This window comes from Saccharothrix sp. ST-888 (assembly GCF_000955975.1).
Classification (GTDB): domain Bacteria; phylum Actinomycetota; class Actinomycetes; order Streptomycetales; family Streptomycetaceae; genus Kitasatospora.
Genome location: NZ_JYJF01000144.1, coordinates 1 through 14,080 on the forward strand (window position 1 = coordinate 1; position 14,080 = coordinate 14,080).

Genomic DNA, 14,080 nt, shown 5'->3' on the forward strand with positions numbered 1-14,080 from the left:
AGCTCCCACTTCGGCCACTCGGTGTTGCCCACCATCACCGCCACCGGACTGCCCATCGTCAGCCCGTGCCGGACACCACCGAGAAACGTGACCTCGTCCCGCTCGAACTTCATCCGGGCACCCCGGCCGTAACCGAGCCGCCGCCGGGCCAGCGCATCCGCCACCATCGCGGTGGTCACCGGCACCCCGGCCGGCAGACCCTCCAGCGTCGCGACCAGTGCGGGACCGTGCGACTCCCCCGCCGTCAGCCAGCGCAGACTGCCCACGGTCATCGGCCTTCGCCGTCGAGGGGCAGGCCGGCCTTGCCGCCGTGCAGCCACTCGACCTTCTGGTACAGCTCCTCGGGGGTGAAGGCGGAGAGCATGGCGTTGCGCTCCTTCGCCGCCGCGCCGATCGGGTGGTAGAGCTGCCTGCCCATCTCGCGGGCGGTCAGCTGGGTGGCGCCGGTGCGCTCGCTGCGCTCGCCGTTGAACTTCTCGAAGCGCTGCTCGAAGTCGGCCGGGTCGGTGCCGACCAGGTCGCCGAGCCAGACCGCGTCCTCCAGGGCCTGGCAGGCGCCCTGGGCGGCGTACTGGAGCATCGGGTGCGCGGCGTCGCCGATCAGGACCACCCGGCCGTCGGTCCACTTCTCGACCGGGTCGCGGTCGCAGAGCACCCAGGACTTCCAGTCCTCGCCCAACTCCAGGAGCTGGCGCGGGATTTCACCGAGGTCGGGGAACTCGTTCAGTACGAAGTCCTTCTCCACCGGCTTGCCGATCACGGCCTCGGTCGCGGCGTCGTCCCGGGTGGCGGCCAGGTTGAAGTACTTGCCGCTGCCGATCGGGTAGTGGACGAAGTGCCACTTCGGCCCGGCCCACAGGGTGACGGTGTTCCAGCGCAGCTCCTCGGGCACCTTCTCCATCGGGATCACCGAGCGGTAGATGGTGTGGCCCGAGACCTTCGGGTAGCCGTCGCCGATCATCTGCTTGCGGACATAGGAGTTGATGCCGTCCGCACCGATCAGGGCGTCGCCGCGGACCTCCTCGCCCGAGGCGAGGTGGGCGGTGACGCCGGAGGCGTCCTGCGAGTAGTGGGTCAGCTTGGCGTCGGTGCGCAGCTCGACGGTGTCCAGGGCGCGGCAGGCGTCCAGCAGCGGCTCGTAGATGTCGATCCGGTGGACCACCGCGTACGGGTTGCCGAAGCGGGTGCGGTAGTCGCCGGTGAGCGGCATGGAGGCGACCTGCTCGCTGGTCGTACCGTCCATGAAGCGCAACTCGTCGATGAAGACGGCGCGTTCGCGGACCTCGTCGCCGACTCCGAGCCGGTCGAGGGCGTAGAAGGCGTTCGGGCCCAGCTGGATGCCCGCGCCGATCTCGGTGAAGGTGTCGCGGGACTCCAGCACCACCACCCGGTGGCCCTGGCGGGAGATGCTGAGCGCGGTCGCCAGCCCGCCGATGCCGCCGCCGGCAATGACTATCTTCGCCATCCTGGCTCGTGTTCCTCTCGTGTGTCGTCCGGCCGGTGGCCGGCGAATCGTGGGCTTGGGGGGTCGGCCGTGCGGGCTCCCGGGGGCAGGGCCCACCCCGCCGGGGCGCGGGAACTGCGCGGAGCGGAAGGCGACTTCGTCCTGCCGGGACCGGCGGATCGCGCTAGCGGGCCTGATCTCCGAAGAGGCGCCGGAGTTCGTGGTGGAAGTCGGGGAAGGTCTTGGCCACGCAGTGGGGGTCGTCGAGGACGATGCCCGGGGACCGGAGGCCGAGCACCGAGAAGGCCATCGCGATGCGGTGGTCGCGGTGGCAGGCGATGGTGGCCGGACCCGGGGTGCCCGGGTGGACGGTGATCCGGTCCGGACCCTCCTCCACCCGGATGCCGAGGGCGCGCAGGTTCTGGGCGACGGCGGCGATCCGGTCGGACTCCTTCAGCCGGGCGTGGGCGATGCCGTGGATGGTGATCGGCGCGTCGGCGAGCGGGGCGATCGCGGCCATGGTCATGAAGGTGTCGGAGATGTCCCCCATGTCGGCCTCGAAGCCGCCGCGCAGCTGCCCGCCGCCGGTGACGGTGGTGGCGTCCTCGCCGATCTCCACCCGGGCGCCCGCCTTGGCCAGCACGTCGACGAAGTGCAGGTCGCCCTGGAGGCTGCCGCGGCCCAGGTGGGGTACGGTCACCCGCTCCCCGGTGATCGCCGCGGCGGCGAAGACGTACGAGGCGGTGGAGGCGTCCGGCTCGATCCGCAGCTCGGTCGCGGTGTAGCCGCCGGTGCCGACCCGCAGCACCAGCTCGCCGTCCGGGTTCTGAGTGGCCGTCACCTGGCCGCCGAAGCGGCGGATCAGGGCGATGGTCATCTCGATGTACGGGCGGGAGACCAGGCCGGAGACGGTGACGGTCAGCGGCTCCTGCATCAGCGGGGCGGAGAGCAGCAGGCCGGTCAGGTACTGGCTGCTGGTGGAGGAGTCCAGCCGGAGGTCGCCGCCGCGCAGTCCTCGGGCGGCGATCCGCAGCGGCAGGCCGCCGCCGGGGCCCGCCTCGACCTCGGCGCCGAGTTCGGCCAGGGCCCGGGTGAGCGGGCCCAGCGGGCGGGCGGTCAGCTGGGCGGAGCCCTCGAAGAGGAACTCGCCGTCGCCGGTGGCCGCGAGGACCGGCAGGAAGCGGGCGGCGGTGCCCGCGTCGTTGCACCAGATCCGGGCCGGGCCCGCCGGTCCGTGGCCGCAGCCCTGGACCTCCCAGTGGGCGCCGTCCACGGTGACGTCCAGACCGATGTCGGTGAGCGCGGTGCGGAAGGCGACGGTGTCGTCGCTCTCCAGCGGGTCGAGCAGCCGGGTGCGGCCGGTGGCCGCTGCGGCGAGCAGCAGCACCCGGTTGGTGATGCTCTTCGACCCGGGGATCCTGGCGGTCTTACCTGTCACGGCTTGGCTCCGGTCATCGCTCTGCGGTCCTCGGTCTGGCTGCGGTCTGCGCGGTTCCGGCAACGGCCGGCCGGCGGTTCTCAGCGGCGCTTGTCGAGCTGGACGGCGATCTCGTCCAGCAGCTCGGCCCAGGAGGTGTCGAACCTCTCCAGGCCGTCCTGCTCCAGGGTTTCGAGCAGCTCCGGGTAGGAGATCTCGAACCAGTTCAGGTAGTCCCTCACCCGCTGGGCGTCGGCGTAGTACCGCTCCATCCGGTGGCGGCACAGCACCCGGCCGTGGTCGGCGACCGCGTCCAGGGTGGCCTCCGGCATGGTGTTCACGGTGTCCGGGGCGATCAGCTCGTCCACGTACCTGGTGTCGGGGTAGCCGGGGTCCTTGACGCCGGTGGAGGCCCAGAGCAGGCGCTGCGGGCGGACGCCAGGGCCTGGGCGAAGATGGTCGGGTTGGAGGTGACCCCGACCACGTGGCGCTCGCGGACCAGTCGCGCGAGCCCTCCGCCGGCCAGCCGTTCCCGGCTGATGTCGTCGAGCCAGACCGACACGCCTTCGCGGGACAGTCTGCGCAGGATGTCACTCATCAGAAGGTGACCGCGACGTCGAGCACCATGTCGTGCCCGACCACGAAGGCGGCGTCGTCGCTGGCCAGCCAGAGGATGGTGGAGGCGACCTCGTCGGTCTTGGCGATCCGGTCGGTCGGCAGGTCGGCACCGGCCCAGGTGGCGGGCCCGGCCGGCACGGCCTGCTCGGCGAGACTGCGCTCCAGCTCGGGGTCGACCGAGCCGGGGCTGATCGCGTTGATCCGGATGCCGTCGGCAATGTACTCCTGGGCGGCGGCGCTGGTCAGGGTGGAGAGCGCCGCGGTGGAGGCGGCGAAGGCGCCGAAGCCGGTGTTGCGGGCGTGCAGGCCGACGTTGGCCGCGGTGTTGATGATGACGCCGCCGCCGTTGTCCTTCATGAAGGCGATCTCGTGCTTCATCAGCTGCCAGACCGCCGTCAGGTTGGCGGAGAGCAGGTCGCCCCAGGCGGCCTCGCAGACCTCGGCGAGCGGGCTCGGGTTGCCCCTGGCGCCGGTGTTGTTGAAGGCGATGTCCAGGCGGCCGTGGCGTTCGACGGTGGTGCGGATCACCTTCATGACGTCCATGCTGTGGGTGACGTCGGCGGGGATGGCGTCGACGACGCCGCCCTCCTTCTCGATCAGCCCGACGGTCTCCATCAGCTCGTATGGTTCTCGCCCGGCCACCATCACCGTGGCACCCTCACGGGCGAAGGCCAGCGCGGTGGCCCGGCCGATGCCGGTGCCGCCTCCGGTGACCAGGGCGACCTTGCCGGCGAATCGTGCGGTCATCAGGTTCCTCCTGTGATGGGGGCTGGTGCTGTGCGCGCTCCGCGGGGCGCGGGTCAGGAGCGCCCGAAGACGAGCGCGGGCGGTGTCACGCCGCTGCGGGCAGACCGGTGAGTTCACCCGCGGTGGCCCGGATCTCATCGACCACTGCCCGCAGCGCGTCGGTGAAATAGGCATCGGTGGCCTCGAGGAACCGGCTCTCCCGGATCATCTTCTCGATGCCCTCCGGGGCGAGGTTCACGGAAATGGTCAGCGTCGGGCCGCCGTCGTCGTCCCGGCCCACCTGGTTGACGATGGATTCGACGTCCGGGTCGCCCGGCTGGTGGTAGACGATCGACTCGCCCGGTTCGATCTCGACCCGCTGGAACACCCAGCTGCCGTCCCGGACGATCTCCCGGGTGAAACCACCGGGAAAGCGGTCCAGAATCGTGCACTCGGTGATCGCGGGGACGTACGGGACCGGATTCTCGGCTTTGCGGAGGAGCTGTTCCCAGAGCTGGATCGCGGTTATCCGCGCCGTGTCCTGAGCGCTGCCGGTATTCACCGGAACATCCCAGGAGATCACCATCGCCGACATCGAACTCCCCCTGCCGAACCCGCCGGAATCCTTTTCCGGTAAAACTCTGCGCCAGCCGGGGCGAATGCGGCAACAGGCCTTGGTCGACTTCGTCAGCTGCTCGCGATGTCCACCGGAGAAGCGGTGCGGGCCGAAAACGGCGCAAGAGGACTCCGGCGAACCGGAATCCCCTTGCGCGTGGAGCGGGTGCGGCGGATCAGGCGGCCTGCAGGCCGATCTTCAGCGCCGTGGCGATCTCGACCGCGCGGCGGGCCTGGAACTCGACCGAGCCGATGTTCTCCTCGCCGGGCGGGTTGGTGTTGTTCGAGACGTGGCTGGCACCGTAGGGGTTGCCGTTGCTCTCGGCGAACTGGATCGGGTCCGCCCAGCCCGGGGCCACGATGATCGCGCCCCAGTGGTAGAAGGTGTTGTTGAGGGCCAGCAGGGTGCTCTCCTGGCCGCCGTGGACCTGGCTGGTGGAGACGAAGGAGGAGGCCACCTTGTTCACCAGCTTGCCCTGGAACCACAGGCCGCCGGCGGTGTCGATGAACTGCTTGAGCTGAGCGGCCGGCAGACCGAAGCGGGTCGGGGTGCCGAACAGGATGACGTCCGCCCACTCCAGGTCGGCCAGGGTGGCCTCCTCGACGTCGGCGGTGGCGGCGACGTGCTCGGCCCAGGCCTGGTTGCTCGCGATCGCGCCCTCGGGGGCGAGCTCGCGGACCTTGCGCAGACGGACCTCGGCGCCGGCCTTCTCGGCGGCCTCCGCAGCCGCCGCGGCCAGGGTGTGGGTGTGCCCGGTGGACGAGTAGTAGATGACGGCGACGTTGGTCACGTCCGCACTCCATTTCGGGTGTAACTGATGGACGGATGCAGAGAAGTCCTCGCTCGACTGTCGCCCGCCCCGGCGGGGACCGGCAAACCTGCCGCGGTGACTTCATCACCTTGCTTCCGCCCTGCGGAAGCAAGGGACTTGGGCCGGCCGGCACCTGGGGCACGGCGCCCGTTCAGCTGATCTGCATGTTGCCCATCATCCCCATCGCCCCGTGGTCGAAGAGGTGGCAGTGGTAGGGGTAGACGCCCTCGTAACTGTCGAAGGTGATCAGCAGTTTGACGGCCTCTCCGGGGAAGAGCCGGACGGTGTCCTTGAGGCCGCCCTCGGACGGGTCGGGGGCCTTCCCGTTGCGCTCCAGCACCCGGAACTGCACCTGGTGCAGGTGGAAGTTGTGCGGCGCATACTGGTTGGCGTTGCTGACCGTCCAGACCTCGGTGGTGCCCCAGGCGATCTGGGTGTCGATCCGGTTGGCGTCGTAGGTCTTGTCGTTGATGTAGGCGGCGGCGTTCGGCCGGCCGTCCTCGTCCATCCGCAGGACGAAGCTGCGGTTCACGGTTGCGAGCTGCGGAGCCGCCAACTCGCCGAGCCGGTCCGGAACTTCGCTCGGGTCGGGCGCGGTGCGGGTGACGTCGAAGCGCAGCACCTGGCCGATCTCCGGCGGCCCCGGCATCCCGGGGTTGGTCAGCACCAGCCGGGTGCCGATCGGGTACCTGGAGAAGTCGATCACCACATCGGCGCGCTCGCCCGGCGAGAGCATCAGGTTGGCGGTGGCGTTCGGCTTCTCCAGCAGGCCGCCGTCCGAACCGATCTGCACGAACGAGGTGCCGTCGGACAGCGCCAGCGAGAAGATCCGCGAGTTGCTGCCGTTCAGGATCCGGAAGCGGTACTTGCGCGCCGCCACCTGGAAGTAGGGCCACGGGCGGCCGTTCACCAGGATGGTGTTGCGCAGCAGGTGGTCGTCCAGCTCGTAGATCAACTGGCCGTTGGCGCCGAACCGGCCGTCGCGCAGGATCAGCGGGACGTCGTACTCCCCGCCGGGCAGCGGGAGCGAGCGCTCCAGGTCGTCGCAGAGCAGGTACAGCGAGGTCAGGCCCCGGTAGACGTTCTCGGACTCCATGTGGTGGGCGTGGTCGTGGATCCAGAGCGTCGCGTTGTCCTGGTCGTTCGGGTAGGTGTAGTTCCTCGCCCCGCCGGGAGCGATCAGGTTCATCGGCGAACCGTCGCTGTCCTGCGGGACGTTGCCGCCGTGCAGGTGGACCGAGACCGGGGTGCCGAGGTTGTTGATCTGCTTGACCACCACCCGCCGCTGGAACCTGGCCTTGATGGTCGGCCCGGGGAAGCTGCCGTTGTAGGTGTACACCTCGGTCTTCGTCCCGGGGACGATCGTGGTGTACGCCTTCTGCATCGTCACCGTGTAGTAGTCCGTGGTGGCCGACGTGGAGGTCGGGGAGAGCACCGGCGGAACGGTCAGCGGGACGGCGAACTGCGGGATCACCGCGGGCGGCACCGTACCGGTCGCGGTGGGTCCGGGCGTACCGGCGTCCGCGGTGCCGCTGGTGTCGGCCGCGGCGTGCGGCAGGTACGGCACCAGCAGACCCGCGCCACCGACCATCCCGGTGGTCACGCCGGCTTTGAGGGCATTTCTCCGTGACAGCATCGCTCCCCGTTCCTCCTGCGTCAGCCACGACCGGCTGGATCCAGTCGGCCAGGCCGAAACCATGCAGAGGTTGTGAAGATTCGATCAACCGTCCATGGCTGATCGTGTCAGATGTGTGAAACGCCATGACAATTCCTTGTTAAACAGAGTCGTCGGGGACACGGCGGAGGGGGCCTGCGAGGCCCTCGTAATCTGATGGAGTACGGCAGGATATGTGTCGAATCGCAGACAGAGATGACTCTGTGTCAACGCGTTCCTTTAGGAGAGCGACCGGCTGCCTAAGCTGAGAAGCACCAGGGGGAGATGGCGGGTCGAACCCAGTCCGACCCCGTCCCCACCTCTGCAGAAGGAGTACCACCGACCATGCGTGCAGATCACAAGTCAGTGGTGGACCACACGAGGTTGTCCCGCCAGGCAGCCACCCGCGCGGCGGTGCTCGGCTCCCCGGTCGACCAGTCCCTCTCACCCACCCTGCACCGGGCCGCCTACGCGGCCATGGGCCTCAACTGGGGCTTCGAGGCGATCGAGTGCGACGAAACCACGCTGTACGGGATGCTCGACGCCCGGAACGGCACCTGGGCCGGTCTCACGCTCGCCATGCCGCTCAAGCGCGCCGCCCTGCCGTGGCTCGACGACGTCACCGATCTCGCGCTGGACGTCGGCGGCGTGAACACGGTCGTCTTCCGCAAGGGCCGCAGCTTCGGCGACAACACCGACGCCCACGGGATCACCCTCGCACTGCGCGAGGCCGGGGTGGACACCCCCGCCTCGGCCCTGGTGCTGGGCGGCGGCGCCACCGCCTCCTCGGCCCTCGCCGCCCTGCGCGACCTCGGGATCAGGGAACCCAGCCTGGTGGTCCGGGAACAACGGCGCGCGGCCGAGGCCGCCGCGGCGGCCGGACGACTGGGCATGGCCGTGGACGTCCACACCTTCGACCGGCTCGACGAACTGCTGCACAGCGCCGGGCTGGTCATCTCGACACTGCCGGCCGGGGCCGCCGATCCGTACGCGGCCGCGATCGTGCACTCACGGGCGGCAGTCCTGGACGTGGTCCCCTCGGCCTGGCCGACCCGGCTCGCCAAGGCCGCCGGGTTCGCCGGCAGCACGGTGGTGGACGGGCTGTCGATGCTGGTCCACCAGGCCGCCCGGCAGGTCGAGTTGATCACCGGGCGGAGCGACGTACCGGTGGACGCCATGCGCGAGGCCGGACAGACCGAACTGGCCCGCCGCGCGGGCTGAGCCGTCCGCCGAGGGCGGCCTCCAGCGGCCGGGCTTTCGGGGACGGATCTTGAGGGAACCGGCCTTTCAGGGACGGGCCTTTCGGGGACAGGTCTCGGGGGAACCGCGCTTTCGAGGCCGGGGCGGACCCCGGCGGGGCGCGGGGACGTGCGCGACCGCCTTCGAGCGGGCCCGGTGGGCCGGCTGCACCTCGCCGGCCCCCGGTGGAGCGATGCGCTCTGCTCCCCCACGGGCCGGCGCGGCCCGGCGCTCTCCGATGCACGCGGTTCCCCGCGCCCCTGGTCCGGCAGGCCGTCGCCCCCGCGGGGTGGCCGCGAGCGGGCCGGGCCGACCGTGTTCTCCTCCGATGTGCGCAACTCCCCGTGCCCCTGGTCCGGCTGGTCCGCAGGGCCGCTAGGCGGAGAGTTCCTGGGACTTGTCGAAGCCCTGGCGGCGGGCCGAGGAGAGGACCGAGATCGCGTGGGCGACCGAGCACAGGGTCGCGTGGCGGTGCCAGCCCGCGTAGCTGCGGCCCTCGAAGTCGCGCATCCCGACCTTGGCGCTGACCTCGGAGAAGTCCTTGGCCACCCGGCGGGTGAGCCGGCCCAGGCGCAGCAGCGCCACCGGCGGCACCTCCACCATGTTGGAGAGCCACAGCTCCGGCGGCTGCCCCTTGGACCCCGACCAGCCGCCGACCAGGGTCAGCGCCCGCTCGGGCAGACCGGGCGAACCGGGGCGGCGGATCGAGGGCATGGTCACCCGGGTGCCGCTGACCAGGATCGAGCGGGTGATCGAGTAGTCCGGGTCGACCCAGCCCACCGGCCGGGAGAACCGCTTCGCCCACTCGATCAACTGCTGCGCCTGGAAGAGCCGTTCGCCACGGCCCGGCAGACTGAGGTCGAAGCCGACCAGCCTGGTGGCACCGCCGACCCGCATCACGAAGGGCACGCCCCGGCGGGTGAACTCCTCGACCAGCGCGGTGGCGTCCAGTTCGCGGGCGTCCAGCACGGCCGGGCGGCGGCGCAGGCCCCAGTCCGGGCCGGCGAGTTCCACCACGGTGTTGACGGCGCACAGTTCGGGGCTGGCCGCGGCCACCTCGTCCGGTATCTTGGCGCGCCGGCGGCGCTCCTCGTTGTCCAGCCACCCCGGGGGCAGGAAGAGCCCCCAGTTCACCGGGGCGCTCATGTCCTCGTTGGCGAGCCACACCCCGTACGCCTGCTGGCTGTTGACGACCCGTCCGAGCTCGGTGCGGAAGGACTCCTCGACTCCGACGGAGTGCGCACCGGCCTTCGGGACGGCCATCGAGCTCAGCACCCAGGCCTGCGGCAGCACCACGCGGTCCAAGTGGCGGGCCAGCGTGTACCTGACCTTGTCCCAGGACCACGAGGAGTCGCTGATGAAGTGGTGCAGGCTCTGCTCGGCAGCGCCGTAACCGGCCACGGAGGCGAGCGCTCGCATCGACTTGCGCCCCGGCACCGACAGCAGCCCGGAGATGTACCACTCTCCACGGGCCCGCTGGTCACGGCGCTTCAGTGAGGCGAGCATCCGGCGGGAGAAATCCGTGACGAAGTCGTCCGCCACGTCCCCCCAGATTCTGTCCGGAACATCCTTCTCGATCCGCTCCACAGCCCCCGTCCCCCTCTTCTGCGGTTGCACTCGCACCTCCGGGCGTGACGCCGGGAGGCCAGACGTGTGGTGCTGGCAGGGAGTCACGATACCGAACCGACTGGTTGGTTTTGAATACTTCGTCAGAACCTTTATGGAGATTCGGAGAACCTGCCCGGAAGAGCGTGATACCGCACAGTTGGTTTGTTAAGCTGCCGTACACGCACATCTGCGTCACCCGCAACCGAGCGGCAGCCGGCCGTACAGCGGAGTGACGGGCTCTGCAACCCGGCCGGCCACCCACCTCCGCCGCCCGGCCGCCCAGCACGAGGGAGAGGCCATGCCCCGCCAGGAACGGGCCGAACGCACCAGGCAGTTACTGGTTGAGGCCGCCGCCGCCTCCTTCGACGCCGACGGCTACACGATGACCGGACTGGGGGACGTCACCAGGCTCTCGGGCATGTCGAAGGGCGCCCTGTACTTCCACTTCGGCTCCAAGGAGCAGCTGGCGGAGGCGGTCCTGGCCGGCTCCCGGGACGGGCTGCGGGAGAGCATCCGCGAGGCCCGCGGGTCGGGCGGCTCGACCATCCAGTACCTGATCGACCTGTGCCACGGCCTGGCCCGCAGGGTCGATGACGACGTGGTGTTCAGGGCCGGCCTCCGGCTGACCGGCGACCCCGGCCTGGATGCGTCCATCTGCCCATCGCCCCAGACCAGTTGGGTGCTGATGGTGCGGCTGCTGCTGAAGCGCGCGGCCGACCGGCGGGAGGTTCGCACGGACGCCCCGGTGGAGGTGACGGCCACCCTGCTCGCCGCCGCCGTGACGGGCGTCGAGGTGCTGGCACGGCAGGACTCGCAGTGGCTGGACCGCGAGGTGATCACCCGGCTCTGGCGGGCCGTGCTCCCGGCCCTGGTGCCGCCCGAGGAGCTGGCTCGGCTGGACGCCTCGGGGTCGAACCTCGAACCGGACCCGCCGTTTCCGGCTCCGGACGCCATGTCCCCCGAGCCGGGCACGGCGGGCTGTTCCCGGCTGGACGCCACACCCGCCTAGGGTCCAACTCCGCTTTCGCGCACCGGACATGACAAGCGAGAGGGCGCGACGCGCTACACGTCGCGCCCTCAACCGGAACGCTTCCTACTGGAACAGCTCGCTGCCGCCGTCTTCCGGCGGGAGCAAGGCGCGAGCCCCCCGGCCCGGCGCCGTGTCCAACCGCGCCAGCGTGGACGGTGTCGCCACGCATGGCAGGAGGTGCTGCCACAGGATCGAGATGCGCCGCTCCAGATCCGCCATTCCGGAGACGACCTGGGAGAACGACTGGATACCGTTGAAACAGCCGACCACCAGCTCAGCGGTCTCCTTGGCGTCGACCTGGGGCAGCGTCTCGCCCTGCGCCTTGGCCTCCTCGACCAGGCCCCCGCAGACGTCGGCCCAGGCGAGCAGCGGATTGCTGTCGGTGAAGTCCACCGACCCGCGCTCCAGGGCGAGCCTGACCCCGGCCCGCAGCATCGCGTCCCCCGGCAGAGCATGCGCCACGGCCATCGTGACATCCACCAACTGCTGTAGCTTGGAGGCGTTCTGAGCCAAGCGGAGGTGCAGGGTCTGCTCCTGCATCACCCCTCTGGCCAGCGCCTCCTTGGAGGGGAAGTGGAAGTACAGCGCACCCTTCGTCACCTGCACCCTCGCGAGGATCTGCTTGATGGATGCCGCGTCGTAACCGAACTCGTCGAAGACTTCCGCAGCCCCCTGCAAGATCACCTGGCGCGTGCGGATCGCGCGCTCCTGTTGTGCCATCAGGGCTCTCCTGTCGTACTCACTGCACCGCGTCCCGCCTCTTGCCACAAGATTGAGCGGCGGAACGACTCACAAATAAACCGGCTGACCTGTATTGTGACCGCAGGGCCATGAGGGCCCTGACCCACACTCTTCGTGATCCTCGGGGGAGGGGACATGATCGAGTCGCCATCCGTCGCTGCAGCTCCAGACTGCGCGCTGTTCAGTCCACCCTTTGGCTACAGTCCGACCCGGCTGCCCGCGGCAATGACGCACTTCACTGCCACTGTCCCCAAGGAACTCGTCCACCGCGCCGCCGTGGCCGAGGTCCTGCTGACTCGCTGGTTCCGACTCGACAGCACTCGCTTCAGCGCCTCCGCGCAGTGGCCCAGAGGCCACAGTTTCTTCACATCTCCTGACGGCATTCACCATGACCCCGTGCTCATCGCAGAAACCATCCGACAGGTCGGTACCTTACTTGCTCATGCCGAGTTCGGCGTACCGATGGACAGCTATTTCCTGCTGGAGACGTTGGACTTCGACACCGATCTGCGGGGACTGGAGGTCGGGAGGACGCCGGCCGACCTGGAGCTGACGGTCACCGCCACCGACCTCCGGCACAGCGGGCGCCAGCTGAGCGCCGTCTGCTACGAGGCCGAGTTCCTGCGCGACGGCGTCCGGGCGGCAACCGCCCGGACCCGCGCCAGCTTCCTCAGGCCGGCCGTCTACCACCGAATACGCGGCGGCCGTCTGCTGGCGCAGCCGAGCTCACCGGCGCTACCCGCGCCGGTGGAACCCGCGCTTGTCGGCCGCCGGGTGGACTCCGACGTCGTGCTCGCCCCCACCGGGGTCCCGCAGCGCTGGCTGTTGCGAGCGGACGTCCGGCACCCGATCCTCTTCGACCACCCCAACGACCACCTCCCCGGGATGGTACTCATCGAGGCGGCCCGTCAGGCGGCCAGGATCCTGGCGCCGGAGACCGAAACGATCACCTCGGTGGACAGCTGCTTCACCCGGTTCGTGGAGTACGACGCGCCCTGCTGGATCGAGGCCCAAGAGGTGACCACGACGGACCCGGCCGTCCGGCAGTTGACCGTCCGCGGTGAGCAGTTCGACCAGACGGTCTTCACCGCCACGGTCTCGGTGCCCGCACGGGTTGCCGTCACCGTGTGACACCCCGGCGGGACACCGCAGGAGCGGAAGGACGAGAGGGTGCCGGCTCGGTCATCGAGCCGGCACCCTCGTCATGGAGGCCGGGCAGAACGCCCGCACCCGGGTCAGAGCCGGGATCCACCACTCGCGTCGATCCGCTGCCCGGTGATCCAGCGGGAGCCGTCCGAGGCGAGGAAGGTGACAATGTCCGCCACATCCTCGACCTGACCGAGCCGTTTGAAGGCCGAGTACTCCTCCAGCACCGCGACCGCCTCGGGAGTCGTCCGTCGACGGGCGTTCATATCCGTGGCCACGAAGCCCGGGGCCACCGCGTTGACCGTGATCCCTCGGCTGCCCAACTCCTTGGCCAGCGCCAGGGTGAGAGTCTCCAGCGCACCCTTGGTCATCGCGTACGCCACCCCCTCGGGGAAGGCGATCCTGGTGGCTGCCGAGGAGACGTTGACGATCCTCCCCCCGTCCCGCAACCGGGGCAGGCCCTGCTGGACGAGGAAGAGCGGGGCCTTGGCATTGACCGCGACCAGCCGGTCGAAGTTCTCCGGGGTCACCTCGCCGATGCCGGCGGGGACACTGATGCCGGCGTTGTTGACCAGGATGTCGAGGCCGGGGCGCACGCCGAGGCCGTCGAGTGCCGCGTCGAAGCGGGCGTAGAGCGTCTCGACGTCGTCGGGAACACCGAGTTCGGCGCAGACCGGGAAGGCGCGGCCGCCGGCCTGCTCGATCAGAGCGACGGTCTCGTCGGCCGCCGCCTCACTGCCGCCGTAGTGCACGGCGACGAGGGCACCGTCCTGGGCCAGACGCCGTGCGATGCCTCGGCCGATTCCGCGGCTCGCCCCGGTGACGAGCGCGGTCTTCCCGTCGAGTGCCCCCACGGAGCGCCCCCTTCCGTCTCGGTGATCACCCCGGCGATCACACCACGGAGTCGTGGCCCGAGGTCTGCGGCCTGCCAGGTTCGTGGCCGGTCGGGTTCGTGGCCGGTCGGGTTCGTGGCCGGTCGGGTTCGTGGCCGGTCGGGTTCGTGGCCGGTCGGGTTCGTGGCCGGTCGGGT

At 70.2% G+C, this 14,080-nt stretch carries 14 protein-coding genes and 1 pseudogene; 3 read left to right on the top strand and 12 right to left on the bottom strand.

Annotated features, from left to right (window positions below; all coding sequences use genetic code 11):
- The 9 genes and pseudogenes from UK12_RS29755 to UK12_RS29790 all read right to left on the bottom strand — a co-directional run.
- On the bottom strand, positions 1–272 hold a 272-nt coding region (locus UK12_RS29755; RefSeq protein WP_045306303.1), incomplete at its 3' end, for a chorismate synthase.
- Entirely contained in the window at positions 269–1,465 is a 1,197-nt protein-coding gene (locus UK12_RS29760) for a 3-hydroxybenzoate 6-monooxygenase (RefSeq protein WP_045306304.1), read from the bottom strand. The genes UK12_RS29755 and UK12_RS29760, both read right to left, overlap by 4 nt.
- Before the next feature lie 163 nt (positions 1,466–1,628).
- Positions 1,629–2,882, bottom strand: coding sequence for a 3-phosphoshikimate 1-carboxyvinyltransferase (gene aroA, locus UK12_RS29765; RefSeq protein ID WP_045306305.1), 1,254 nt, complete (start codon positions 2,880–2,882; stop codon positions 1,629–1,631).
- A gap of 80 nt (positions 2,883–2,962) precedes the next feature.
- Positions 2,963–3,301 (bottom strand): annotated as a pseudogene (locus tag UK12_RS41740) (transaldolase family protein); the annotation flags it as partial.
- Positions 3,217–3,459: a transaldolase family protein gene (locus UK12_RS41745; RefSeq protein WP_197085270.1), complete on the bottom strand. Its 243-nt coding sequence runs from the start codon at positions 3,457–3,459 to the stop codon at positions 3,217–3,219. The pseudogene UK12_RS41740 and the gene UK12_RS41745, both read right to left, overlap by 85 nt.
- Positions 3,459–4,226, bottom strand: a complete 768-nt coding sequence (locus tag UK12_RS29775; RefSeq protein WP_045306306.1) for an SDR family NAD(P)-dependent oxidoreductase — start codon at positions 4,224–4,226, stop codon at positions 3,459–3,461. Before UK12_RS29775 ends, UK12_RS41745 begins: the two co-directional genes overlap by 1 nt.
- 85 nt (positions 4,227–4,311) lie before the next feature.
- Positions 4,312–4,767, bottom strand: a complete 456-nt coding sequence (locus UK12_RS29780; RefSeq protein WP_197085271.1) for an AtaL-like protein — start codon at positions 4,765–4,767, stop codon at positions 4,312–4,314.
- Positions 4,768–4,996: 229 nt separating this feature from the next.
- Positions 4,997–5,611 (bottom strand): NAD(P)H:quinone oxidoreductase, encoded by a 615-nt coding sequence (wrbA, locus tag UK12_RS29785; protein WP_045306307.1) that lies wholly within the window; start codon positions 5,609–5,611, stop codon positions 4,997–4,999.
- A gap of 172 nt (positions 5,612–5,783) precedes the next feature.
- Positions 5,784–7,268, bottom strand: coding sequence for a multicopper oxidase family protein (locus tag UK12_RS29790; protein ID WP_045306308.1), 1,485 nt, complete (start codon positions 7,266–7,268; stop codon positions 5,784–5,786).
- Between the two features lie 363 nt (positions 7,269–7,631).
- Between UK12_RS29790 and UK12_RS29795 the strand changes: the two genes are divergently transcribed.
- The gene (locus UK12_RS29795; RefSeq protein WP_045306309.1) at positions 7,632–8,507 is read left to right on the top strand and encodes a shikimate dehydrogenase; all 876 of its coding nucleotides are present in this window, start codon (positions 7,632–7,634) and stop codon (positions 8,505–8,507) included.
- Positions 8,508–8,900: 393 nt separating this feature from the next.
- On the opposite strand, the gene UK12_RS29800 is transcribed toward UK12_RS29795, so the two are convergent.
- The gene (locus UK12_RS29800) at positions 8,901–10,067 is read right to left on the bottom strand and encodes an IS701 family transposase (protein WP_197085272.1); all 1,167 of its coding nucleotides are present in this window, start codon (positions 10,065–10,067) and stop codon (positions 8,901–8,903) included.
- Between the two features lie 364 nt (positions 10,068–10,431).
- Here UK12_RS29800 and UK12_RS29805 point away from each other — a divergent pair, with 364 nt between their 5' ends.
- Complete coding sequence (locus tag UK12_RS29805) at positions 10,432–11,142, top strand: ScbR family autoregulator-binding transcription factor (RefSeq protein WP_052682276.1); 711 nt, start codon at positions 10,432–10,434, stop codon at positions 11,140–11,142.
- Positions 11,143–11,226: 84 nt separating this feature from the next.
- Here UK12_RS29805 and UK12_RS29810 read toward each other — a convergent pair whose 3' ends face one another.
- The gene (locus UK12_RS29810; protein WP_045306311.1) at positions 11,227–11,883 is read right to left on the bottom strand and encodes a ScbR family autoregulator-binding transcription factor; all 657 of its coding nucleotides are present in this window, start codon (positions 11,881–11,883) and stop codon (positions 11,227–11,229) included.
- Between the two features lie 246 nt (positions 11,884–12,129).
- Here UK12_RS29810 and UK12_RS29815 point away from each other — a divergent pair, with 246 nt between their 5' ends.
- Positions 12,130–13,035 (top strand): ScbA/BarX family gamma-butyrolactone biosynthesis protein, encoded by a 906-nt coding sequence (locus UK12_RS29815; protein WP_231591442.1) that lies wholly within the window; start codon positions 12,130–12,132, stop codon positions 13,033–13,035.
- Positions 13,036–13,139: 104 nt separating this feature from the next.
- Here UK12_RS29815 and UK12_RS29820 read toward each other — a convergent pair whose 3' ends face one another.
- Positions 13,140–13,904, bottom strand: coding sequence for an SDR family oxidoreductase (locus tag UK12_RS29820; RefSeq protein WP_045306313.1), 765 nt, complete (start codon positions 13,902–13,904; stop codon positions 13,140–13,142).
- Positions 13,905–14,080: the final 176 nt, after the last annotated feature.